The sequence below is a fragment of the Methylocystis sp. IM3 genome, assembly GCF_038070105.1.
Classification (GTDB): Bacteria; Pseudomonadota; Alphaproteobacteria; order Rhizobiales; family Beijerinckiaceae; genus Methylocystis.
The window spans coordinates 114,615-136,960 of record NZ_JBBPBZ010000002.1; the positions used below are offsets into that span (position 1 = coordinate 114,615).

The following is a 22,346-nucleotide window of genomic DNA, read 5'->3' on the forward strand; positions in this document are numbered from 1 at the left end:
CCGCGCGCCATCGGCGGCGCAGAAAAAACGGCGCGGACTCAATGGCTGAAGGAGACTGTTGGAGCGGGTGAAGGGAATCGAACCCTCGTATTCAGCTTGGAAGGCTGCTGCTCTACCATTGAGCTACACCCGCACGTCCTTTTCTATGCCAAGCCGCGCGGCGCTTTGCAATGGCCTATCGGGGGCCCGCGAAAAGCGCATTTATCCATTTGACAGCGCCGCCGGAGCCAACTAACCCGAGCGCCCGACGGTCATCTTCAGGCGCGCGTTCCGACGCTGCTTCTTTTCTCGAGGGATCAACGAACCGTGGCCAAACCCCAACTCGGCGCCAAGCGCCAATGCCAGTCCTGCGCGACGAAATTCTACGATCTCAACAAGGACCCGATCGTCTGCCCGAAATGCGGGACGATCTTCCAGGTCGCCGCCCTCGCCCGCGCCCCCGGCCGCGTCGAGGAGGAAGAGACCGAGGTCGAGAAGGAGGGCGTCGACACGGTGTCGCTCGACGAGGTCGAAGAGAGCGAAAACGCCGCCGAGACGATCGACGTCGAGGACGATGTGGAACTCGTCGGCGACGATGCGGACGACGACACCTTCCTCGAGGCGGAGGAAGGCGAGGACGACGACGTTTCCGGCCTCATCGACGGCGACATAGAGACCGACGACGAAGGCTGATCGCTCGCCCTGCCCGCGCGCTCCTGCGGGAGCGCGCAAAGACCGCGAAAAACCCGCGAACCCCGAAGGGTCGCGGGTTTTTTCCTGTCGGGGTGCGCGTTTTATTTGCCGCGGCGGCGGCGCTGCTGGCCGAGGCCCATCTGCTTTGCGAGATTGGAGCGCGCCTTGGCGTAATTGGGCGCAACCATCGGATAATCGGCCGGCAGCCCCCATTTTTCGCGGTACTCTTCGGGCGACAGGCCGTACTGCGTGCGCAGATGGCGCTTGAGCGACTTGAACTTCTTGCCGTCCTCGAGACAGATGACGTAGTCGTTATTGACAGACCGCTTGACGGGCACCGCGGGTTTCGGCGGCTCGGCCGGCGCCACGGGAGCGCCGGAGCCCACCCGCAGCAGGGCGTTGTAGACTTCGCTGATCAGGCTGGGCAATTCGCCGGCGGGCACGGAATTATTACTCACATAGGCGGAGACGATATCGGCTGCGAGCTCGATATTGTTGTTGAGGGTCATTGAGGCGCCTGTTTGCATGCGGGTTGACGTCGAAGAAACTCGGGGATACGGCGATCTTCAACCAGAGCGTAACCGCCGCCGGCGCCCGCGCGGTGCGAATCCCGAACGGGCTTCGTCGAACGAGTGAAGATTACTTCTTAAATTATCTCAGATTTTTCGGGCCAGCAAGATTTGAGGGAGGATAAATTCCCGCCTCCCGGCCGCGAGACTGAATCTTTCCATGTTTTGATTGATGAGCATCTGCGGTCTCGCCAACAACCCCAAGTTTAGGCGGCCCGCATTCCAGACTAAGGCGCAGGCGGCTCGAGGCCGGTTGCGCGCGGCGCGTCTGAAAACAGCCTGGACAAAATGATCGACGGGCGGAGGAAAGGATCAGTGGATGAGTTCGTTTAGAGCGATCAGAGTTGACAAGAATTCGCAAGGTTACGAGGCTGCTTACGTTCAGATGTGCGACGACGCGCTGATGGAGGGCGACGTCGATCTCGACGTGCTCTACTCCGCCATCAACTACAAGGACGGGCTCGCGGTGACCGGAAAGGGGCCGGTCGTGCGCCGCTTTCCCATGGTGCCGGGCGTCGATCTCGTCGGGCGCGTGACGCGCGCCGCGCATCCGGGCTTCGCAGTGGGCGACGTGGTGGCGGCGACGGGCTGCGGCCTGGGGGAAGCCCATTACGGGGGCTTTGCGCAAAGGGCGCGTCTTTCCGGCGATTGGCTGGTGAAGCTGCCGGCGCCGCTCACGCCGCCGCGCGCCATGGCGGTGGGCACAGCGGGCCTCACCGCCATGTTCTGCGTGCTGGCGCTCGAGGGCCATGGTCTGACGCCTGCCGACGGGCCCGCGGTCGTTTCGGGCGCCTCCGGCGGCGTCGGCTCCTTCGCGGTGGCCCTGCTCGCGCAGGCCGGATGGCGCGTCGCGGCGATCACCGGACACGCCGCCGAAGCGGCCTACCTCAAATCCATTGGCGCCGCCGAAGTCCTCTCCCGCGACGATTTTTCGGCGCCCGGCAAGGCCCTGCAACCGCAGCGCTTCGCCGCGGGCGTCGATACGGTCGGCGGCGTCACGCTGGCCAATCTGCTGTCGCAGACCCGGTTCGACGGCGCCATCGCCGCCTGCGGCAATGTCGGCGGCATGGATCTGCCGGCGAGCGTCGCGCCCTTCATCCTGCGCGGCGTGTCGCTTCTCGGGGTCGAGAGCGTGCGGCCGAGGATCGAACTGCGCCGCGCCGCCTGGGCGCGTATCGCGGCCGGTCTCGACACGGCGATGATCGACGCCATGTGTGAAATTATCCCCTTCGATCAGGCGCTGGAGCGGGCGCGCTCGATCGTGACGGGAAAGATCAGAGGGCGCGTCGTCATCGAAATGCCCTGAAACCGGCGGCCGGACGCCGCGAGTCGCGGCGCGGCGTGTGCATCCTCGACTTTCGCGCCGGCCTCGGTTGTAATGACCGGCGCTCGGCCCGGCGGGGCCGTGTGCTTTTTCTTGCCCGCGCGGCGCCAAAGGTAGAGGTCATGAGTTCGGCTTTCACGAAGGAACAGGAAGACGACAACCCCCGCGAGGATCTCCCCGATCGGCCGGTGAGTCCGCATCGCAATCTAGTGACGCCGGAAGGCTTGCAGCAGATCGACGACGCGCTCACGCGTCTCCATGTCGAAGTCGAACGGGCGACCGCCGCGGACGACAACCATGCGCTCGCCATTGCGCAGCGCGATATACGCTACTGGGCGGCGCGTCGCGCCAGCGCCGAGGTGGTTCGGCCGATCGCGGATCATTCCCACGTCCGCTTCGGCCATCGTGTCGTCGTGGAGCTCGAGGGCGGGGAGACGCGCATCTTCCGGCTCGTTGGCGAGGACGAGGCCGATCCCGCGCAGGGGCTCATTCCCTATGTCGCGCCGCTCGCGCAGGCGCTGATGGGCAAGAGCGTCGGCGACGGGGTCGAGGTCATGCACCACGGCGCCAGGATCGTGGAGATCGGGTGAGGGCGACAGCCGCGCGGATTCGCGCGGCCTCGCCTCAGACGGACCGGTTCAAGCGGCCTTCGCGGCTTTTCTGGCGGCGCCTTTCAGCGCCTCTTTGGACTTTGCGGCCGCCTGCGCTTTCGGCGCCGGCGCGTCCTTTTCTACGGGCTTCGCTTTCGGCGCGGGCTTGGCGCCGGCGCGTTTCAGGCGGCGCTTGATCGAGCCCCAGAGTTCCTTCATCTCCTGCGCGGCGACGCCCTCGGGATTGTATTCCGTGACGCCGAGGCCGAGCCGCGCCGCCTCCTGATAATCGACGCGGGCCGAAACGAGGGGCGCCAGAAGGCCGCCGATCGCCTCCAGCGCCTTGACGCCGAGATCGACGCGCGCGCTTTGCTGCGACGGCGGACATTGGTTGAGCAGGAAGGCGTAGTCGCACCCTGCTTCCTTCACCTGCGCGCGGGTCTTCTCGCTGGCCCAGAGGTCGAAGGCGTTGGGGCGCGCGGGGATGATGCAGAGATCGGCGGCGCGAATCGCCGCGGCCGACTCCTCGCCGTCCTGGCCGGGCGCGTCGAGCACGAGAAGCGTGACGCCCTTCTTCTCGAGCGCGGCGATGGCCTTGGAGAGTTTTCCGGGCGGCACGTGCTCCACGCCGAGGTCGGCGGTTTCGCGCGAGCGCGCCCAGGTGGCGAGCGTCTGCAGCGGATCGAGGTCGATGACGAAGACGCGCTCGCCCGCCGCGCGCGCGGCGACGGCGACGCCGCTCGCGAGCGTGCTCTTGCCGGCGCCGCCCTTTTGCGTAACGAAAGCTATGGTTCGCATGAGAAGTGCACCCGTTTGTCGCCTGCGCGGGCCTGGCGCCCCGAGGCCGAAACTGAACGAAGTTTTCGGCGATACGCAAAAGAAACAAGCCGAATCATTTACTTGTAGAAGGGTAATCTTTGATTATTGCGCCGTCGAGGTGGTAATCATTAGTAAACGTCTCCAATTATTGCGTTTCATGGGCTCGAGCCGACGATGACCGACCTCTTCGAAGCCGCCGGACTCGACAGAAACGCGCCCCGGCCGCTCGCAGACCGCCTGCGCCCGACGCGCCTCGACGAGGTCGTCGGGCAGGACCATCTGCTCGGACCCGACGGCGCGCTGATGCGGCTCGTGCGCGGCGGCGCGCTGGGCTCGCTCATCCTCTGGGGGCCGCCGGGCTCGGGCAAGACGACGGTCGCGCGTCTGCTCGCGCATGAGACCGACCTCGCTTTCGTTCAAATCTCCGCGATCTTCTCCGGCGTCGCCGATCTCAAGAAAACCTTCGAAGCCGCGCGCGCGCGCCGCGCGGCGGGCCGGGGCACGCTGCTCTTCGTCGACGAGATCCATCGCTTCAATCGCGCGCAGCAGGACAGTTTTCTGCCCGTGATGGAGGACGGCACCATCACGCTGATCGGCGCGACCACGGAGAATCCGTCCTTCGAACTGAACGCCGCGCTGCTTTCGCGCGCCAGGGTGATGACGTTCAGACCCCTCGACGCCGCCGCGATCGAGAAGCTTCTCGCGCGCGCCGAGGCGACGGAAGGAAAGACCCTGCCGCTCGACGCCGACGCCCGCGCCGCGCTCGTCGCCATGGCGGACGGAGACGGCCGCGCGGCGCTGACCCTCGCGGAAGAAATCTGGCGGGCGGCGCGGGAAGGCGAGGTCTTCGACCGCGCGGCGCTGGCCGAGATCGTGCAGCGCCGCGCGCCGATCTACGACAAGGCGCAGGAGGGTCATTACAATCTGATCAGCGCGCTGCATAAATGCGTGCGCGGCTCCGATCCCGACGCCGCGCTCTATTATTTCGCGCGCATGCTCGACGCGGGCGAGGATCCGCTGTTTCTCGCAAGGCGACTCGTCCGCATGGCGGTGGAGGACATCGGCCTCGCCGATCCGCAGGCGCTCGTCGTCGCCAACGCCGCAAAGGACGCCTACGATTTTCTCGGCTCGCCGGAAGGGGAGCTCGCCCTCGCGCAGGCGGTCATCTATGTGGCGACCGCGCCCAAATCCAACGCGGCTTATGTGGCCTACAAGAAGGCCCGGCGGCTCGCGCAGGAGAAGGGTTCGCTCATGCCGCCGAGAATCATTCTCAACGCGCCGACGAAACTGATGCGCGAGGAGGGCTATGGCGAGGGCTACGAATATGACCACGACGCGCCCGACGCGTTCTCGGGACAGAGCTACTGGCCCGAATCACTGAAACGCCAGTCTTTTTACCGGCCGGTCGAGCGCGGATTCGAGCGCGAGCTGGCCAGGCGGCTCGACTATTGGGAGAGACTGCGGCGCGAACGCAACAGTAAATAGGCTTTCCGCGGGGCTCAGCCGATTGATCTGTTGCGCATTTGTCACGCGCGCCGGCAAACGCAATGCACAAGGCTTGATCAGGCCGCCTTTCCGTTGACCGCCTTCGACCTCCGGCCGTAAGTCTTTTCGGGACAGCGGGACGGCCCTGCGCCGGACCGAAGTGAAGTTTCAAGGGACTCAGGGGGTCAAAATGGCCAAATCTGCTCTTCTCGCCGGCGTCGCGCTGGCTCTCGTCGCCGGCTCTGCGATCGCGGCCGATCTCCCCTCCCGCAAGGCCCCGCCGCCGGCCTTCGTTCCCCCGCCGCCGGCCTTCAGCTGGACCGGCCTCTACGGCGGTGTGAACATCGGCTACGGCTTCGGCGCGAGCGGCACCAGCTCGACCGGCTGGGGCTATCTGTCCGACGGCGGAGCCTGGGGCCTGCCGGGCGTCATCCCGACCGGCGCCGCGATCACCAACTCGTCGAACATCAACGGCGTGACGGGCGGCGGCCAGATTGGCTACAACTACCAGTTCTCGCCCTGGCTCGTCGTGGGCGTGGAGGCCGACATCCAGGCGGCCGACATCAACTCCCGCAACGCTGGCGGCGCGGCGATCGGCGACCCCTTCTTCGGCACGCATACGATTGCCGTCAATGCGGCCCACTATCTCGACTGGTGGGGCACGGTTCGCGGCCGCGTCGGCGTGACGTTGCCGTCCTGGCCGAATCTGATGGTCTACGGCACGGGCGGTTTCGCCTATGGTGGCGTGAACCGGACGGTCAGCGTCGTGGATAGCTTCAACGTCGGCGCCCTCGGCACCGCCTCCGTGGTCGGCAATGGCGTCTACGACAACACCTCGACCGGCTGGACCGCGGGCGGCGGCGTGGAGTGGACCCCGATGGCCTTCCCGGCCTGGTCGCTGAAGGTCGAGTATCTCTACACGGACCTTGGCTCGACGAATCTCAACATCGCCGGCATCTCCACGATTCCGGCCAATGGACCCGTCCTGGTTGCGCAGAACCGCGTGTCCACCCGCTTCAACTCGGTCCGCGCCGGCGTGAACTGGCACTTCAATCCGTTCGGCTCGAGCGCGCCGGTTCTGGCCAAATACTGAAAACCGCGCATGGCGCGATTCGAGAGCCCGGCGGAAACGCCGGGCTCTTTTGCTTTACTGTCTGATTCTGTGTGACTTTGTCGCAAGCGCGGCGCTGTGGCGACCATGGACGCGGCGGGTCGGTCTTGTTAAGACAGACGCCGATGCAACGATGGGGATAAGCCTCTGTCGCGCGCCCGTCCCGATGGCTTCGCGTCCGGGGCGGTGTTAACCATCCTCAAGGGCAAGCGCCGCCGCGCCATGGAGCCCGTCCGCTGAAAATGTCACGCACGCTTCTCTTTCTTGTCGCGGTTGTGGCGAGCCTCGCCGCGGGCGCGACGCTGCCCGGTCTGATCGCCAGATTTCACGGCTCCGGCGCGCCGGCCGGGACGGCGCCGGCCGAAAACGCCGCGCCCGCGCAAGAAGGGGTGATCCCGCTCACGCCGGCGCAGATCGAGGCCGCGAAGATCGGCGTGGCCAAGGCGGGGCCGGGCGTGATCAGGCGCCAGATCGTCGCGCCGGCCGCCGTCAAGCCCGATCCGGATCATCTCGCCCGAGTCGCGGCGAAGGTCGCGGGCGTCGTCGCCGAGATGCGCAAGAAGCTCGGAGACGAGGCGCAGAAGGGCGAGACGGTGGCGATCATCGATTCGCGCGAGGTTGCGGACGCCAAGAGCGAATATCTGGCGGCGATGACGAATTACGAGCTTCAGTCGCAGCTCTATCAGCGCGAGAAGGGGCTCTTCGAGAAAAAGATCACGGCGGAGCAGCTCTTCCTCAAGGCCAAGGCGACCTATACCGAGGCGCGGCTCAGGCTCGATCTCGCCCGCGGCAAGCTCGCAGCGCTGGATCTTTCCGAAAGCGAGATCGCCGCGCTTCCCTCGCAGCCCGTCTCCCGTCTGCGGGAAAAAGAGATTCGCGCGCCGATCAAGGGCCGCGTCATCGAGCGTCTCGCCAATATCGGCCTGCCGGTGACGGCTGAAAGCCAGCTCTATGCTCTGGCCGATCTGTCGGAGGTGGAGGTGGAGCTCGCGGTCCCCGTCGCGAATCTTGCGGAAGTGCGGGTCGGCCAGCCGGTCGTGGTCAAGGGCGCCGACGGGCGCGCTTTCGAGGGCGCCGTACGGGTAATCAACGCCATGATCACGCCAGAGACGCGCACCGGCCATGTGATCGCCGCCTTCAAAAATCCGGATGGCGCCCTGCGGCCGGGCGTTCTGCTCAACGCCGAAATCGCCATCGAGCAGAGCCCGGTGAAAGTGCTCGTTCCCCGCGCCGCCGTTCAGCTCGTCCACAATGAGCCGACGGTTTTCGTGCGTGTGAAAGACGGCTTCGAGAAGCGCGTCGTGGAGCTTGGCGACGGCGACGAGCGTTCGGTGGAGATCGTCAAGGGCCTCAAGGCCGGCGAGACGATCGCTGTCGCCAACAGTTTCGTGCTCAAGGCCGAAGCCGGCAAGAGCGAAATTCCCGAGGAGTGACGGGGCCCCGCCCATGATGCAGCGGATCATCGCCTTTTCGGTCCACAGCCGCTGGCTGGTCGTCCTGCTGGTCGCGCTCGTCGGAGCGTTCGGCCTTTATGCGCTCGCGCATCTTCCGATCGACGCCGTTCCGGACATCACCAACAATCAGGTGCAGATCAACGCCCGCGCGCCGGCGCTCTCCGCCTTCGAGATGGAGAAACAGGTCACCTATCCAATCGAGAACGCGCTCGCCGGCATTCCGGGCCTCGACTATACGCGCTCCCTGTCGCGCAACGGCTTCGCGCAGGTGACGGCGGTCTTCTCCGACGGCGTCGACATTTATTTCGCGCGCCAGCAGGTCAATGAGCGCATCGGCCAGGCGCGCGAGGATTTTCCGCCGAGCGTCGAATTGCGCCTCGGGCCGATCGCGACCGGCCTGTCCGAAATCTACATGTGGAGCGTGCGCTTCAAGGAGCCGCACAAGCTGAGTCCGCCCGGCGAGCCCGGCTGGCAGAAGGACGGCGCCTATCTCACGCCCGAAGGCATGATGCTGCGCACGCAGGTCGAGCAGGAGTCCTATCTGCGCACGGTGCAGGACTGGATCATCCGCCCGCAGCTGCGCACCGTGCCGGGCGTCGCCGGCGTCGATTCGCTCGGCGGCTATGTGCGCCAGTACCATGTGCAGCCGGACCCGGCGAAACTCATGTCGCTCGGCCTCTCCTTCGGCGATCTCGCGGCGACGATCCAGCGCAACAATGTGAGCCGCGGCGCCGGCTATGTGGAGCGCAACGGCGAGGGGCTCGTCGTTCGCAGCGGCGGGCGGCTCGAGACGGTGGACGACATCGGCAATGTCGTCGCGACGACGCGCGGCGGCGTGCCCGTTCGGGTGCGCGACATCGCCGCCGTCTCCATCGGCAAGGAGCTGCGCACCGGATCGGCGAGCATGAACGGCGAGGAAGTCGTCATCGGCACGGCGCTGATGCTGATCGGCGCCAACAGCCGCACCGTCTCGGCCGCCGTCGACGAGAGGATGCAGGTCATCGCCAGATCGCTGCCGCCGGGCGTCGAGATCAAGACGATCCTCAACCGCACGCTGCTCGTCGACGCAACGATCAAGACGGTCGCCAAGAATCTGATCGAGGGCGCGGCGCTCGTCATTCTCGTGCTCTTCGTCATGCTCGGGAATTTCCGGGCGGCGGTGGTGACGGCGACGGTCATTCCCGTCACCATGCTGTTCCTCGCGATCGGCATGTATGTCTTCAAGATCAGCGCCAATCTGATGAGCCTCGGCGCGCTCGATTTCGGCCTCATCGCCGACGGCGCGATCATCGTCGCAGAAAACAGCCTGCGTCGCCTCTCCGAGCGCCAGCACGCCGCCGGGCGCCCGCTCACGACCGACGAGCGGCTCGATACGGTGATCGATTCGGCGGTGGAGATGCGCCGCCCCACCGTCTACGGGCAGTCGATCATCATCCTCGTCTATCTGCCGATCCTGAGCTTCTCCGGGGTCGAGGGGAAGATGTTCCATCCCATGGCGATGACGGTCATCATCGCGCTTCTGTCCGAATTTCTCCTCTCGCTGACCTTCTTCCCGGCGATGATCGCGCTCTTCGTGTCGGGCCAGGGCGAGGAGGGGGAGAACAGGATCGTGCTCGCCCTGAAGCGGGGCTATGAGCCGCTGCTGCGCTGGGCGATGGACGCGCCGCTGAAGGTGATGGCGATCGGCGCGGGCTCCTTCGTCTTCGCCGTTCTCCTCTACATGAACCTCGGCCAGGAGTTCATTCCGAAGCTCGACGAGAAGAACCTCGCCATGCAGGCGAATCGCATTCCGAGCGCCTCGCTCACTCAATCACAGTCGATGCAGCTCGATCTCGAAAACACGATCCGCAAGCTGCCGCAGGTGGATTACGTCTTCTCCAAGACCGGCACGGCGGATATCGCCACCGACCCCATGCCGCCCAATCTGACCGACACTTTCATCATGCTGAAGCCGGAGAAAGAGTGGCCCGATCCGCATCTCTCCAAGGACAAGCTCATCGACGACATTTCGGAGAAGATCGCGGATCTTCCCGGCAACGCCTATGAATTTTCGCAGCCGATCCAGCTGCGCTTCAACGAATTGCTCGCAGGCGTGCGCGGCGACATCGCCGTCAAGGTCTTCGGCGAGGACTTCGACGCCATGCTGAAGGCCGCCAATCAGATCGCCGCGATCCTGCGCGCGACGCCGGGGGCGACCGACGTGAAGGTCGAGCAGGTGACCGGCCTGCCGGTTCTCGACATCAAGGTCGACAAGGGCGCCATCGCCCGCTACGGGCTGAGCCTCGGCGCCGTGCAGGATACGATCGGCGCGGCCATCGGCGGCGAGCCCGCCGGCATGATCTTCGAGGGCGACCGGCGTTTCCCGATCTTCGTGCGCCTGCGCGACAATCTGCGCGAGGACGCGGGCGCGCTCGAAACCATTCCCGTTTCGCTGCCGCCGGACGCGCAGGGGCGGATCTCGACCGTGCAGCTCAAACAGGTCGCGAGCTTCTCGACGGTCGACGGCCAGAACCAGATTTCGCGCGAGAACGGCAAGCGGCGCGTCGTGGTCTCCGCCAATGTGCGCGGGCGCGACATCGCCTCGGTCGTCAACGAGGCGCGCGCCAGGGTCGACGCCAAAGTGCATATCCCCCCGGGTTACTGGATCGAATGGGGCGGGCAGTTCGAGAACCTCGCGGCCGCGCGCGCGCGGCTGATGATCGTGGTGCCGATCTGCTTCTTCATGATCTTCTTGCTGCTCTATTCGGCGCTTGGCTCGGCGCGCGACGCGCTTCTCGTGTTCACGGCCGTGCCGCTCGCGCTCGTCGGCGGCGTGCTGGCGCTGTGGCTGCGCGGCATGCCCATGTCGGTCTCGGCGGCCGTGGGCTTCATCGCGCTTTCCGGCGTCGCCGTGCTGAACGGCCTCGTCATGCGCACCTATATCCATCAGCTGATGGTGAGCGGCGTGCCGGAGCGCGAGGCGATCTTCCGCGGCGCCATGACGCGTCTGCGCCCGGTCGTCATGACCGCGCTCGTCGCCTCGCTCGGCTTCGTGCCCATGGCGCTTGCGACATCGACGGGGGCGGAAGTGCAGCGGCCGATCGCCACCGTCGTCATCGGCGGCCTGATCAGCGCGACGCTGCTCACCCTCATCGTGCTGCCGGCGCTTTACGCCTTCTTCGGCGAGGATCAGGCGTCCCTCGCGGCGGCGCGGGAAAGGGAGGCCGCTTGAGACGCGCGCGCGGCGCCCTTCTTCTGGCCTTTTGCGCCGTCGCGCCCGGCCTGCGCGCCGAGACGCTGAATGGCGCGCTCACGCGCGCCTACAATATGAGCCCGGTCATCAATTCGAACCGCGCCGGCGTCCGCGCGCTCGACGAGAAAGTGCCGCAGGCGCTCTCGGGAATGCGGCCGCGCACCAACGCCGGGGCCTTTCTCGGCGTGCAGGAAAACCGGATGGTCACGAAGCAGCTGGACATCCCGCTGACGGACTCGACCCTGCAGGGACCGGTCAAGAGCATTCAGAGCGGCGGAAGCGTTCCGCGCTCGGCGAATTTCAGCGTCGAGCAGCCGGTCTTCGACGGATTCAAGACGATGAACGCCAGCCGCATGGCGGAGACGAATGTTTTCGCCGGGCGCGCGCGGCTGCGATTGACCGAGCAGCGCGTCCTGTTCAACGCCGTCTCGGCCTATATGAACGTATTGCGCGATACGGCGGCGCTGAGATTGCAGGAAAACAATGTCGCGGTTCTCGGCGAACAGCTGCGCCAGACACGCGAACGCTATCTCGCCGGGCAGATCACCCTGACCGACATCGCGCAGGCGGAAGCGCGCCTCGCCGCGGGGCAATCGCTCGTCAGCCAGGCGCGCGCGGCGCTCGACGCGGCGATCGGCGCCTATCGACAGACGATCGGCGACGAGCCGAAGAAACTCACGCCCGGCGCGCCCGTCGACAGGCTCCTCCCGAAAACGCGCGAGGAGGTCGAGCGCATCGCGCAAGCGGAGCATCCCGTCATTCTCGCGGCGCTGCATGACGCCGACGCTGCGGATCTCGACATCAAGGTGATCGAAGCGGATTTCATGCCGAGGCTTTCCGTCGTCGGCAATGTCTTCACCCAGACGGACACGTCGGGCATCTACAATCGCAACATCGGCGCCTATGTCGGCGGGCGCCTCAACGTGCCGCTCTACGAAGGCGGCCTCACCTCCTCACAGGTGCGCGAGGCCAAGGAAGTCGCGGGGCAGAGACGCCTCGACGCCGAAGTGGCGCGCGCCGACGTCATCGCGCTCGTTCGCGCCAATTGGGGGGCGTTGCAGGCGGCCAAAACCCAGATCAGCGCCGCGCAGGCGCAAATCGCCGCCGCGGAGCGCGCCCTTTACGGCGTGCGGGAGGAGGCCAAGGCGGGCCAGCGCACGACGCTCGACATTCTCAACGCCCAGCAGGAGCTGCTCAACGCCCGCATCGGCCTGCTCTTTGCCCAGCGTGAAAGAGTCGTCGCCTCCTATGCGGTGCTCTCCGCCATGGGCCGGCTCTCGATCGAGACGCTGGCGCTCGACGGTGCGCCCTATGATCCCGCCATCCATTTCGAGCAGGTCAGGGGACTCTGGGGCGGGATCGACACGCCCGACGCCGGCCGCTGAAGACTTTTACCGCGAAGCGTTTTACTCTCCCGCGCCAATCGCCCTTGAAAAGGCGACGCCAACACAAGAGGAAACCCAATGCGAGGCGCGTTCTTGAAATTTCTGGCCGTAACGCTCGCCGCGGCGCCGCTCGCCGGTCCGGCGCAGGCCTATTGCATGTTTGGCTGCGATCCCACCGAGGATCACGCCAAACAGATTTTCGAAAATCTCCTCAAGCAGCGCTTCGACAAGCCGGGCAAGCTGGTCGAATTCAAGCAGACCATGGCCGAGCGGCTGGAGATGCACGCGACCGGCGAAAAGGGCTACGAGATTTTCTTCAACGCCAAAGTCCAGTTCCCGGACGGCGCCAATCTCGACTGCAAGCCGGACGACGCCGGCGCGTTCAAGGAAGGATGCTCGCCGAGCAAGCATTATGTCACCGCGCCGCGCAACTCCGATCCCAAGGGCCGGCAATATGTCGCGCCGGGCGAGACCGTGCTCTTCGACGAGGAATACCGTTTCTACGAGGACCCCAAAGGCTGGAAGGGTCCGGACGGCAACGTCTATTCGCAGTAAAAAATAGGGGCGCGCAATCAATGCGCGCCCTGTTCGTCTGGGCCTCTCCGGAGAGGCGAAGCCGCGGCTCGACTTACTTCAGCAGGCTGTTGTTCTGCGAGCAGCCGGCCTTCTCGTTGCAGGCCTCGAAAGCGGCGCGGAGCTCGGTCTTGTTGGCGCCGTAATTCTGCGAACGGGCAAGATACTCGTCATAGCACTTGGACGCCGCCGCAGCCTGCTTGTCGTCATCGGCCTTGCGGGTGTCGCAGTCAGCGAAAGCCGGGGTCATCATGCCGGCAATCAGGGCCGCCGCCGCAACAAAGGCGAATTTGTTCATCTTGACGCTTCCTCTTCTTCACAAATTTTAAGGCGTTTGCTTGCGCTGGCGTAGAACCCTCCCGCCGAAAACAGTAACGGCCCCTCATGACGCGCGAAGCGGGCGAACGATGGGGGAAGAAAAGCCCTGTGTCAATCGCAGGCCAGTCTGCGCGAGGGGCGAGGGGCCAGCGCGGGGCGCATCGGCATCCAGTTGCCCGACGTTGATTTCATTTGGAAACAGCGCCCGGCCGTCGCTTGCGGCAGGGCGCGCCGCGCTCCTGGCGCCTTGAGGCCCGAACAAAAAAATAGGGGCGCGCATGATGCGCGCCCCATCGTCCGGAGTGCGTCTGGAAGAGGTTCGAGGACCTCAGAGGCCCTTCGAGTTCTGCGGGCAGCCGCACTTCTCGTCACAGGCTTTCTTGCTTTCCTTGACTTTCGACATGTCGGCGGTCCAGCCCTGCTGATCCTTCAGATAGGCGTCTTCGCACTTCGACGCGCAGACCGCCTGATCGTCTTCCGCATGGGTGTCGCAGCTCGCGAAGGCCGGGGCGGTCATCGCCGCAAGGAGAGCGATCGCCGTGACGATGGAGAATTTCTTCATCCTGAGGTTCCCTCTATCTTCTCAAATTTTCTTGTTTTGCTTCTTGCGCCGCCTGCATGCGCCACCGCGGTCGGCGGCGCGGGAGCTCACGCTCGAGCGTCACGAAGATGTCGCATGGAAGCTGGGCCGTCAACGCGCCGGACTGGCGCGTTACGAGGCAAGATGTCGCAGGACGTAAGGCAGAATGCCGCCGTTGCGGAAGTATTCCAGTTCGTCGAGCGTATCGATGCGCAGCAGCAGCGGCGTGCGGACCACACTCCCGTCCGGGAAGGTGATTTCCGCAACCAGCGTCTGACGGGGCGCGAGGCCCGACTCCAATCCGCGGATGGCGACCGTCTCCTCGCCGGTGAGGCCGAGCGTCGACCAATTCGTCCCCGTCTCGAAGGTCAGGGGCAGAACGCCCATGCCGACGAGATTGGAGCGGTGGATGCGCTCGAAGCTCTGGGCGATCACCGCGCGCACGCCGAGAAGCGCCGTGCCCTTGGCCGCCCAGTCGCGCGACGAGCCATTGCCATATTCGGCCCCCGCGAAGACGACGAGCGGCGCGCCGTCCTTCTGGTAGCGCATGGCGGCGTCGTAGATCGAAAGCGTCTCGCCGCCGGGGTAATATTTGGTCAGACCCCCTTCCGGCACGACGCCGTCGGCGCCCTTCATCATGTGATTCTTGATGCGGATATTGGCGAAGGTGCCGCGCATCATCACTTCGTGATTGCCGCGGCGCGTGCCGTATTGATTGAAATCGGCGGGCGCGACTCCATGCTCGATCAGCCATTTGCCAGCCGGCGACGAGGCCTTGATCGACCCCGCCGGCGAAATATGGTCGGTGGTGATCTTGTCGCCGAAGAGCGCGAGAATGCGCGCGCCGACAATGTCCTTCACCGGCTTGGGCTCTTTGGTCAGGCCGACGAAATAGGGCGGATTGCGCACATAGGTCGATTTGTCGTCCCAGCCGTAGGTCTCGCCCGTGGGCGCCGCGACCGCGCGCCAGTGTTCGTCGCCGGCGAAGACATTGGCGTAGGTCGAGCGGAAGAGGTCGCGCGTCACATTCTCGCGAATGAAGCTGTCGATCTCGGCGTTCTGGGGCCAGATGTCGCGCAGGAAGACGGGCTTGCCGTCCGATCCCGTCCCCAGCGGCTCCTTCGTCAGATCGATCGCGACCGTCCCCGCGATGGCGAAGGCGACGACGAGCGGCGGCGAGGCGAGATAATTCGCCTGCACGTCCGGATTGACGCGCCCCTCGAAATTGCGGTTCCCCGAGAGGACCGAGGCGGCGACGAGATCGTGGTCGTTGATGGTCTTCGAGATCGGCGCGGGCAGCGGGCCGGAATTGCCGATGCAGGTGGTGCAGCCGAAGCCCACGAGATTGAAGCCCAGTTCGTCGAGCGACTTCTGCAGGCCCGAGCGTTCGAGATACTGGCCGACGACCTGGCTTCCCGGCGCGAGCGAGGTCTTGACCCAGGGCTTGACCTTCAGCCCCCTGGCGACGGCGTTGCGGGCGAGCAGGCCCGCGCCGATCAGCACGCTCGGATTGGAGGTGTTGGTGCAGGAGGTGATGGCGGCGATCACCACGTCGCCATGGCCGAGGTCGTAATTCGTCCCCTCGACCTTGTGGCGCGGGCCGAGCCCGCCGTCCTTCTTGTATTCGCCGGCGAGCGCGGTCTCGAAGGTCCGGCCCATGTCTTCGAGCGGCACGCGCCCCTCAGGGCGCTTCGGCCCGGCGAGAGACGGCGTCACATCTGCCAGATCGAGCGCGAGCGTGTCGGTGAATTCGGGGTCCGGCGAGGCGGCGCTGCGCAACATGCCCTGCGCCTGCGCATAGGCCTCGATCAGCGCGATGCGCTCGGCGGCGCGGCCCGACGTATTGAGATAGGCGAGCGTTTCGGCGTCGATGGGGAAGAAGCCGCAGGTCGCGCCATATTCCGGCGCCATATTGGCGATGGTCGCGCGGTCGGCGAGCGAGAGGTGGTTGAGGCCCTCGCCGTAGAATTCGACGAATTTGCCGACGACGCCCTTCTTGCGCAGCATTTGCGTGACGGTGAGCACCACGTCGGTCGCCGTTACGCCCTCCTTCGGCGCGCCCGTCAGCTTGAAGCCGACGACTTCCGGCGCGAGCATGGAGAGCGGCTGGCCGAGCATGGCCGCCTCCGCCTCGATGCCGCCGACGCCCCAGCCGAGCACGGCGAGGCCGTTGACCATGGTGGTGTGCGAATCCGTGCCGACGAGCGTGTCCGGATAGGCGACCTCGACGCTGCCGCCATCGGCCGTCTCGGTCCGGGTCCAGACCGTCTGGGCGAGATATTCGAGATTGACCTGATGGCAGATGCCCGTGCCCGGCGGCACGACGCGGAAATTGTCGAAGGCCGACTGGCCCCATTTGAGGAAGCGGTAGCGTTCGCCGTTGCGCTCATATTCGAGATCGACGTTGTGGGCGAAGGCTTTCGGGGTTCCGAATTCGTCGACGATCACCGAATGGTCGATGACGAGATCGACCGGCACCAGCGGGTTGATCTTCTGCGGATTTCCGCCGAGCGCCACGAAAGCGTCGCGCATGGCCGCGAGATCGACCACGGCCGGGACGCCGGTGAAGTCCTGCATCAGCACGCGGGCCGGGCTGAAGGCGATCTCGCGCTCGGTCTTGCCCTTCTCGGTCAGCCAATTGGCGAAGGAGAGGATCGTGTCCTTCGTGACCCAGCGGCCATCCTCGTTGCGCAGCAGGTTTTCGAGCACGACCTTGAGCGAATAGGGCAGGCGCGAGACGCCCGGCAGGCCGTTCTCCTCCGCCGCCGTCAGCGAGAAATAATCATAGGTCTTGTCCCCCACGACGAGCTTCTGGCGGGATTTGAAACTATCGACGGATGTCATGGGAAAGGTCCTTGAAGACGGAAAGGCGAAAGCGCGCCTTTCTAGGAAATTCCGTGCCACGCGCACAAGGCGCGTTTCGACAAAGATAGGTCAGTGGCGCCGCTCGCCACGCAGCGGCCGCTCCTCCATGCGCGCCATGAACAGGAAGGAGACCGCCATGGCGACCGAAAGCGCCGCGAAAACCAGCCGGAAGCTCGCGGAAAGCCGCAGGAGCTCATCGGGCGAAAGCCGCGCTTCCTCTATATAAGCGGCGCGGCCGCCGCCGAGCGCCAGCGCCCCGAAAAGCGCCACGACCACGGCCGAGCCGAGCTGGCGGAAGAATTGCGTCGTCGCCGTCGCCGTGCCCAGATCGCGGGCCTGCACGGCGTTCTGCACCGAGACGGTGGCGACCGGCAGCATCGCGCCGACGCCGAAATTCACGACGAACAGCAAGGCGTTGAGCGTCACGAAAGAGACGCTGTCGATCTTCCAGGCGGCCAGGGCGGCGGCGAGCGCCCCGGCGCCCAGTCCGATGAGCGGCATGACCTTGTAATGGGCGACGGCGCCCATCAGCCGGCCCGAGAGGGTCGCCCCCGCGACCGTGGCGATCATCAGCGGGATGAGGACGAGGCCGGAGTCGTGGGCGCTGAGCCCGACCGCCACCTCGTAATAGATGGGCATGACGACGGAGAGCCCCACGAAGCCGCCGAGGCCGAGCGCGCTCGAGGCGATGGCGTCGCGCACGATGCGCAGGCTCAGGATGCGCATGGGGATGAGCGGCTCCTCCGCCGTGCGGGTGCGCCAGGCGAAGAGCGTCCAGAACAGGGCGGAGAGGGCGAGGAGCGCCAGAATCGGCGCCGAGGCCCAGGGGAAGCGCGTCCCGCCCCAGCCCAGCGCCAGAACCAGCGCGCCAGAGGCGACGACGAGGCAGGCCGCGCCCGGATAGTCGACGCGATGCGGATGGCGCCGCTCGGGCAGGCGCTTGAGCCGCGCATTGGTGATGAGAAGCGCGGCGAGGCCGAGCGGCAGATTGATCCAGAAGATCAGCGACCAGTGCAGATATTGCGCAAAAAACCCGCCGAGCGCCGGCCCCGCGACGCTCGAGGTGACGAAGACGGCGGCGAAATAGGTCTGGTAGCGGCCGCGCTCCAGCGGGGAGACGAGATCGGCGACGATGGTTTGCGCCAGCGCGATCAGCCCGCCGCCGCCAAGGCCCTGCACGAGACGCGCGGCGGCGAGCGCGGCGATGCTCGGCGCGAGCGCGCAGGCGACGGAGCCCACGATGAAGGTCGCGACGCCCACGAGCAGCACGATGCGGCGCCCGTAGACATCCGCGAATTTGCCGTAGAGCGGCGTGACGACCGTCGCGGCGACGAGATAGGCGGTGACGATCCAGGGGAGATTTTGCGGCGCGCCGAGGTCGACGCCGATCGTCGGCAAAGCGGTGACGACGATGGTCTGGTCCATGGCCGAGAGCAGCATGGCGAGGCCGAGCCCCACCATGACCTGCCGCATTTCGGCGGGCGGCCGTTGTATGTCGTCTTTCATCTTGTCGAGGATGTCCTTTGCCGAGCCCCGTCATAGCCGGTCGGGGCGCAACAGGAAATGGCCGCGCGCGGCTTGGGTCGGTCGGGCTCTCCCCCCCGCCATGGATCGACGACGCGCCCGCCCGCGCGCTCCCGCGCGCAACAGAAAAATCAGGCTTGGCCGTCGTTCGCAATCAGAGCCAGAAATCCGCCGGCTTCGCGCACGTCCGCAAAGAGCGGGTGGTCGATGCGGTCGGGCTTCGCGCGCGCGAGGGCGCGCAGGGTCGCGTCGGAGACGACGGCTCGCGGCGGCGCGCCCAGGCGTCTGGCGATCGTCAGCCGTTCCGCCTGAAGCGCGCGCAGCAGCCGCATTTCGGCGACCGTGAGCGGACCATCCTGCGCCGGAGGGGGAGCGACGGCGGGCGCCGGCGGCGCGCCGGGCTCCTCCTCCGCCTCCCCGAGGCCCTCGCCCCAGACATCCAGCAGCCGGCTTTCCGCCGCCGCGCGCCAGCCGAGCGCGCGGGCGGAGAGCCGGCGCGGCCAGGCGAGCGGCCCGCCCCGGCAATGGTCGCAGGCGCCGCAGGGGCCGCTCGCTTCGCCGAATTCCGCGAGCAGGGCCTGAAACCGGCAGCCCGCCGTCGCACAGAGCCGCGCCATGGCGCCGCGGCGCGCGTAATCGCCCGCGGCCCGCTCATCCTCCACGGCGCGCGGCGTCCGCCAGCGCAGGGCGAGCTCGCGCGGGTCGTAGAGGGCGAGCGCCCGCGCCGGGGCGCCGTCGCGGCCGGCGCGGCCGATCTCCTGATAGTAGCCCTCGATCGAGCCCGGCAGATCGGCGTGGGCGATGAAGCGCACGTCCGGCTTGTCGACGCCCATGCCGAAGGCGATGGTCGCGACCATGACGACTCCTTTGCGGGCGAAGAAGGCGTCCTGATGCGCGGCGCGGGTCCAGGCGTCGAGGCCCGCATGATAGGGGAGCGCGTCGAGGCCGAGGCGGGAGAGGTCGGCCGCCAGCGCGTCGGCCATGCGGCGCGAGCCGCAATAGACGATCCCGCTTTCTCGCTCCCGGCCGATGAAGCGGCGGATCTGGTCGAGCCCCTTCTGCTTGCGCGCGAAGGAGAGGGAGAGATTCGCCCGCGCGAAGGAGCGCACGAAAATCTCGGGCTCGCGCGCGAACAGCAGGCGGCGAATATCCTCGCGCGTGCGCGGCCCGGCGGTGGCGGTGACGGCGAGGACGGGGGCGCCGAGCTTCTTGGCGATGGCGCCGAGTTCGAGATAATCCGGGCGGAACTCGTGGCCCCAGTGCGAGACGCAATGCGCCTCGTCCACGGCGAAGAGGCTGACGCGGTTTTTGCGCAGCAAATTCTGCGTCCCCTCTCGCGCCAGCCGCTCCGGCGCGGCGTAGAGGAGGCGCGCCCGCCCCGTCGAGACGGCGTCAAAAGCGGCCATGGCCTCGGCGTCGTCCTGCGCCGAATGCAGCGCCACGGCGGGAACGCCTCTGTCGCCGAGCGCCCGCAACTGGTCGCGCATCAGCGCGATGAGCGGCGAGGCGACGACGACGAGGCCGGGCTGCGCCGCGGCGGGGAGCTGATAGAGCAGGGATTTGCCCGAGCCCGTCGGCATGACGGCGAGCACGTCGCGGCCCGCGAGCACCGCCGAAACGGGTTCGGCCTGACCCGGGAGGAAACCGGAAAAGCCGAAATTGCTGCGCAGCAATTCGCGCGCGGCGGCGAGATTTTGCTGCGCAAAAACTACTCGCTCCACGAATCCACCCAGAGCGCCTGTCGCGCGGTGAGCTCCATCTCGCACCAGGCCTGGATGGGGCCGGCCATGGAGCCGTGATAGGCCGCCCAGGCCTGTTGGCAGCGGACGTCGCGCAGCGCGATCCAGGCGCGCTGCGTCTTGCGCAGATTATCCGCGCCCTCTTTCTCCATATGGTCGAGCGCCCTGCGATAGGCGGCGTTGAGCCGCTGGTCCCACACGGCGCCCTCGCGCTCCGCGCAGCCGCTCTGCGCGCCGTTGGAGGTCCCTTCCTTCTGCGTGCAGGCCGTCACGAGAACGCCGACGCAGCTCGTCGGATCGAGGGGCGCCGACCGCGCGGCCGCCGCCAGACGTCCGGCGGGTCCCGGCGTCTCCTCCTTCTCGACGCCCGCCTTCTTTTGATTTTCCCGCACGAGCGTCAGGCAGGCGGCGACGGCGCCGACGTCTTCCTTCGAGGGCGCGTCATAGGCGCGGGCGGGCGCCGCGGCGAGCACGGCAAGGCAAAGAAATGCGACGCGGGTCATGGCGTCTCCCTTCAGGGCAAGGCGGCCAGGAGCGCCGTCGCGATGTCCGCCCATTCCTGATCGAGCGACGCCTCTCGCGGCGGGCGCCCGGCGCGCGCGTACCAGTAGCGCGCATTCGACAGATCGCCTTCCTTGCGATGGAGATACGCGTGGACCCACATGCTGTCCTTGTCGTCGCGCACATCCACGCATTTGTGCGCGGCGACCCAATCGCCCTTGGCGTCGAACCAGAGCGCCCGCAGCGGAGCCGAGACGGCCGGCGGGGCGCTGGCCTGAACCGAGGCGCGAAAATCGGCGAGGGTGAGCACGTGCGGGACCTTTCCTTGATCCCGTCACTATGGCGCCTTTGCGCGCCGCGTCGAGGGCGAGGTTGACAGTCGCGCCCCCGCCCGGCCATCTGGCGTGAGAGAGGGCGCCGATGGTTCAAAGTCCCTGCAACAAGATTTGCACGCTCAACGCCGAGGCTGTTTGCGTCGGATGCGGCCGCTCGCGCGCCGAGATCGGGGCCTGGTCGCAGCTCTCCGAGGCTGAGAAGGCGCGCGTCGTCAAAAAGGCCAAGGAGCGGCTCGCGGCGCAAGCCGCCGGAAAGAAGACGCAAAAGGCCTCGGCCTGAGCCTATCGTTTTGCGCGTTCCGCCTTGCTGAAATTGGAGAGATCGCCCTCGGCCGCCGCGCGCCGGCGCCAGGAGCGGGCGATGGCGGGATATTTGATCTCCTTGCAGATGCGCGAGACCTGCCGGGTGAGGTCGCGCGACCCGCAGGCGGGGCATTCCGGCGTGTCGGTCGCGCGCACCAGAAGCTCGAATTCGGCCTCGCAGGCGTCGCAGGCATAGGCGTAGAGGGGCATGGGCGTCCTCGTGCGATCGATGGTCGCGCAGAGGGAAGCAAGGTTCGTTCCTTGCGCCACCATGTCAGTGCGCCACCATGTCAGATGGCTGACGCTTTCTCGAAGCTCCCCGCGTCGAGGGCGTCCAGCGGGGAAATCAATTGGCAGGCGGTCCAGGTCTCGCGCGTCATGGCGACCTCTTCTCTACAAACATGTATGGACCCCTGACTTAACTAGCTCAGCCCAATCTTGGCCGAGTTCTTCCTGGCGTCGATCGCGGCGTCAAAACCCGGATCGCCGGGATTGAACATCACCAATGTCAGTGACTTGTCATGGCTGCCAGACACGACCGTCGGCCCCGGCGTGTAGCTGGTTCGAGATTGATAAGCGCCGAAACCACCACCGTAAGAGGCGGTTCCGTAGGTGTTGTACTGTCCTGGCAGTTGCGTAACACTCACGTTGTTCTGCGCCATCCCGCCCGTGATGACGTAGCGACAGCAATGTGTTTTTCGATGTGCGCGTTACTTGTGCGCCAGCGCAGGCGGCCAGCGATAAACTGAGGCCCCAAATCCCTATTCTAGTCAGCATAAGTGGTTCCGCTAAAGGCGATCAACTGTCAAGATTCAGGTGCAAAGAACCAGATCAATCAAGAGGCCTGCCTCCAGGCCAATCAGATTCCGAAACACCGTAGCTAAAGCGCCACAGTGAATGGGCCATCATCTGAGACGATTAATCGACGGCGCGGCAACGAGGATTTGGGCAAAGGAGCGCGGGTCGG

Annotated in this window: 21 protein-coding genes and 1 tRNA gene; 10 read left to right on the forward strand and 12 right to left on the reverse strand. The window is 66.4% G+C overall.

The annotated features are described in order from the left end of the window. Positions 1–59: 59 nt before the first annotated feature. Positions 60–133: transfer RNA gene (locus WOC76_RS02290), tRNA-Gly, on the reverse strand. A 173-nt stretch (positions 134–306) separates the two neighbouring features. Between WOC76_RS02290 and WOC76_RS02295 the strand changes: the two genes are divergently transcribed. Further along, the gene (locus WOC76_RS02295; protein WP_341104150.1) at positions 307–672 is read left to right on the forward strand and encodes a TIGR02300 family protein; all 366 of its coding nucleotides are present in this window, start codon (positions 307–309) and stop codon (positions 670–672) included. A 101-nt stretch (positions 673–773) separates the two neighbouring features. On the opposite strand, the gene WOC76_RS02300 is transcribed toward WOC76_RS02295, so the two are convergent. Next, entirely contained in the window at positions 774–1,181 is a 408-nt protein-coding gene (locus WOC76_RS02300; protein ID WP_341104149.1) for a MucR family transcriptional regulator, read from the reverse strand. Between the two features lie 379 nt (positions 1,182–1,560). Here WOC76_RS02300 and WOC76_RS02305 point away from each other — a divergent pair, with 379 nt between their 5' ends. Then, positions 1,561–2,547, forward strand: a complete 987-nt coding sequence (locus tag WOC76_RS02305; protein ID WP_341104148.1) for an MDR family oxidoreductase — start codon at positions 1,561–1,563, stop codon at positions 2,545–2,547. A 140-nt stretch (positions 2,548–2,687) separates the two neighbouring features. Further along, positions 2,688–3,155: a GreA/GreB family elongation factor gene (locus tag WOC76_RS02310; protein WP_341104147.1), complete on the forward strand. Its 468-nt coding sequence runs from the start codon at positions 2,688–2,690 to the stop codon at positions 3,153–3,155. 48 nt (positions 3,156–3,203) lie between these two features. Here WOC76_RS02310 and WOC76_RS02315 read toward each other — a convergent pair whose 3' ends face one another. Beyond that, positions 3,204–3,953 carry a division plane positioning ATPase MipZ gene (locus WOC76_RS02315; protein ID WP_341104145.1) on the reverse strand — a complete coding sequence of 250 codons (750 nt, stop codon included), beginning with the start codon at positions 3,951–3,953 and terminating at the stop codon, positions 3,204–3,206. Positions 3,954–4,148: 195 nt separating this feature from the next. Between WOC76_RS02315 and WOC76_RS02320 the strand changes: the two genes are divergently transcribed. The 6 genes from WOC76_RS02320 (at position 4,149) to WOC76_RS02345 (ending at position 13,196) form a co-directional block, all read left to right on the forward strand. After that, positions 4,149–5,459, forward strand: coding sequence for a replication-associated recombination protein A (locus WOC76_RS02320; protein WP_341431253.1), 1,311 nt, complete (start codon positions 4,149–4,151; stop codon positions 5,457–5,459). Positions 5,460–5,649: 190 nt separating this feature from the next. Beyond that, positions 5,650–6,552: an outer membrane protein gene (locus tag WOC76_RS02325; protein WP_341104144.1), complete on the forward strand. Its 903-nt coding sequence runs from the start codon at positions 5,650–5,652 to the stop codon at positions 6,550–6,552. 260 nt (positions 6,553–6,812) lie between these two features. Beyond that, on the forward strand, positions 6,813–8,003 hold the full coding sequence (locus WOC76_RS02330; RefSeq protein WP_341389529.1) for an efflux RND transporter periplasmic adaptor subunit: 1,191 nt from the start codon (positions 6,813–6,815) through the stop codon (positions 8,001–8,003). A 13-nt stretch (positions 8,004–8,016) separates the two neighbouring features. Then, positions 8,017–11,235, forward strand: a complete 3,219-nt coding sequence (locus WOC76_RS02335; RefSeq protein ID WP_341389531.1) for an efflux RND transporter permease subunit — start codon at positions 8,017–8,019, stop codon at positions 11,233–11,235. Then, on the forward strand, positions 11,232–12,641 hold the full coding sequence (locus WOC76_RS02340) for a TolC family outer membrane protein (protein ID WP_341104140.1): 1,410 nt from the start codon (positions 11,232–11,234) through the stop codon (positions 12,639–12,641). Before WOC76_RS02335 ends, WOC76_RS02340 begins: the two co-directional genes overlap by 4 nt. 93 nt (positions 12,642–12,734) lie before the next feature. Further along, positions 12,735–13,196, forward strand: coding sequence for a hypothetical protein (locus WOC76_RS02345; RefSeq protein WP_341104138.1), 462 nt, complete (start codon positions 12,735–12,737; stop codon positions 13,194–13,196). Between the two features lie 73 nt (positions 13,197–13,269). Here WOC76_RS02345 and WOC76_RS02350 read toward each other — a convergent pair whose 3' ends face one another. The 7 genes from WOC76_RS02350 to WOC76_RS02380 all read right to left on the reverse strand — a co-directional run bounded on the left by WOC76_RS02350 (position 13,270) and on the right by WOC76_RS02380 (position 21,051). Continuing rightward, entirely contained in the window at positions 13,270–13,512 is a 243-nt protein-coding gene (locus WOC76_RS02350; RefSeq protein ID WP_341104136.1) for a hypothetical protein, read from the reverse strand. 348 nt (positions 13,513–13,860) lie between these two features. Then, complete coding sequence (locus WOC76_RS02355) at positions 13,861–14,094, reverse strand: hypothetical protein (protein WP_341104134.1); 234 nt, start codon at positions 14,092–14,094, stop codon at positions 13,861–13,863. A gap of 150 nt (positions 14,095–14,244) precedes the next feature. Beyond that, a complete protein-coding gene (gene acnA, locus WOC76_RS02360; protein ID WP_341104132.1) occupies positions 14,245–16,956 on the reverse strand; it encodes an aconitate hydratase AcnA in 2,712 nt (903 codons plus the stop codon). Positions 16,957–17,046: 90 nt separating this feature from the next. Next, positions 17,047–18,483, reverse strand: coding sequence for an MFS transporter (locus WOC76_RS02365; RefSeq protein ID WP_341104131.1), 1,437 nt, complete (start codon positions 18,481–18,483; stop codon positions 17,047–17,049). 149 nt (positions 18,484–18,632) lie between these two features. Beyond that, complete coding sequence (locus WOC76_RS02370) at positions 18,633–20,222, reverse strand: RecQ family ATP-dependent DNA helicase (RefSeq protein WP_341104129.1); 1,590 nt, start codon at positions 20,220–20,222, stop codon at positions 18,633–18,635. Next, positions 20,210–20,743, reverse strand: coding sequence for a lysozyme inhibitor LprI family protein (locus tag WOC76_RS02375; RefSeq protein ID WP_341104127.1), 534 nt, complete (start codon positions 20,741–20,743; stop codon positions 20,210–20,212). Before WOC76_RS02375 ends, WOC76_RS02370 begins: the two co-directional genes overlap by 13 nt. Positions 20,744–20,754: 11 nt before the next feature. Continuing rightward, the gene (locus WOC76_RS02380; RefSeq protein WP_341104126.1) at positions 20,755–21,051 is read right to left on the reverse strand and encodes a hypothetical protein; all 297 of its coding nucleotides are present in this window, start codon (positions 21,049–21,051) and stop codon (positions 20,755–20,757) included. Positions 21,052–21,161: 110 nt separating this feature from the next. Between WOC76_RS02380 and WOC76_RS02385 the strand changes: the two genes are divergently transcribed. Continuing rightward, complete coding sequence (locus tag WOC76_RS02385) at positions 21,162–21,356, forward strand: DUF1289 domain-containing protein (protein ID WP_341104124.1); 195 nt, start codon at positions 21,162–21,164, stop codon at positions 21,354–21,356. 2 nt (positions 21,357–21,358) lie between these two features. Here the strand turns inward: WOC76_RS02385 and WOC76_RS02390 are convergent, their stop codons facing one another. Continuing rightward, positions 21,359–21,589, reverse strand: coding sequence for an FmdB family zinc ribbon protein (locus WOC76_RS02390; RefSeq protein ID WP_341104122.1), 231 nt, complete (start codon positions 21,587–21,589; stop codon positions 21,359–21,361). A gap of 212 nt (positions 21,590–21,801) precedes the next feature. Then, positions 21,802–22,041 (reverse strand): hypothetical protein, encoded by a 240-nt coding sequence (locus tag WOC76_RS02395; protein ID WP_341104120.1) that lies wholly within the window; start codon positions 22,039–22,041, stop codon positions 21,802–21,804. Positions 22,042–22,346: the final 305 nt, after the last annotated feature.

What these genes read in the sequence shown, in the direction of transcription:
- WOC76_RS02300 (WP_341104149.1), bottom strand. Translation starts at nt 1,181, where the DNA reads ATGACCCTCAACAACAATATCGAGCTCGCAGCCGATATCGTCTCCGCC.
- WOC76_RS02305 (WP_341104148.1), top strand. Translation starts at nt 1,561, where the DNA reads ATGAGTTCGTTTAGAGCGATCAGAGTTGACAAGAATTCGCAAGGTTAC.
- WOC76_RS02310 (WP_341104147.1), top strand. Translation starts at nt 2,688, where the DNA reads ATGAGTTCGGCTTTCACGAAGGAACAGGAAGACGACAACCCCCGCGAG.
- WOC76_RS02315 (WP_341104145.1), bottom strand. Translation starts at nt 3,953, where the DNA reads ATGCGAACCATAGCTTTCGTTACGCAAAAGGGCGGCGCCGGCAAGAGC.
- WOC76_RS02320 (WP_341431253.1), top strand. Translation starts at nt 4,149, where the DNA reads ATGACCGACCTCTTCGAAGCCGCCGGACTCGACAGAAACGCGCCCCGG.
- WOC76_RS02325 (WP_341104144.1), top strand. Translation starts at nt 5,650, where the DNA reads ATGGCCAAATCTGCTCTTCTCGCCGGCGTCGCGCTGGCTCTCGTCGCC.
- WOC76_RS02330 (WP_341389529.1), top strand. Translation starts at nt 6,813, where the DNA reads ATGTCACGCACGCTTCTCTTTCTTGTCGCGGTTGTGGCGAGCCTCGCC.
- WOC76_RS02335 (WP_341389531.1), top strand. Translation starts at nt 8,017, where the DNA reads ATGATGCAGCGGATCATCGCCTTTTCGGTCCACAGCCGCTGGCTGGTC.
- WOC76_RS02350 (WP_341104136.1), bottom strand. Translation starts at nt 13,512, where the DNA reads ATGAACAAATTCGCCTTTGTTGCGGCGGCGGCCCTGATTGCCGGCATG.
- WOC76_RS02355 (WP_341104134.1), bottom strand. Translation starts at nt 14,094, where the DNA reads ATGAAGAAATTCTCCATCGTCACGGCGATCGCTCTCCTTGCGGCGATG.
- acnA (WP_341104132.1), bottom strand. Translation starts at nt 16,956, where the DNA reads ATGACATCCGTCGATAGTTTCAAATCCCGCCAGAAGCTCGTCGTGGGG.
- WOC76_RS02365 (WP_341104131.1), bottom strand. Translation starts at nt 18,483, where the DNA reads ATGAAAGACGACATACAACGGCCGCCCGCCGAAATGCGGCAGGTCATG.
- WOC76_RS02375 (WP_341104127.1), bottom strand. Translation starts at nt 20,743, where the DNA reads ATGACCCGCGTCGCATTTCTTTGCCTTGCCGTGCTCGCCGCGGCGCCC.
- WOC76_RS02385 (WP_341104124.1), top strand. Translation starts at nt 21,162, where the DNA reads ATGGTTCAAAGTCCCTGCAACAAGATTTGCACGCTCAACGCCGAGGCT.
- WOC76_RS02390 (WP_341104122.1), bottom strand. Translation starts at nt 21,589, where the DNA reads ATGCCCCTCTACGCCTATGCCTGCGACGCCTGCGAGGCCGAATTCGAG.
- WOC76_RS02395 (WP_341104120.1), bottom strand. Translation starts at nt 22,041, where the DNA reads ATGGCGCAGAACAACGTGAGTGTTACGCAACTGCCAGGACAGTACAAC.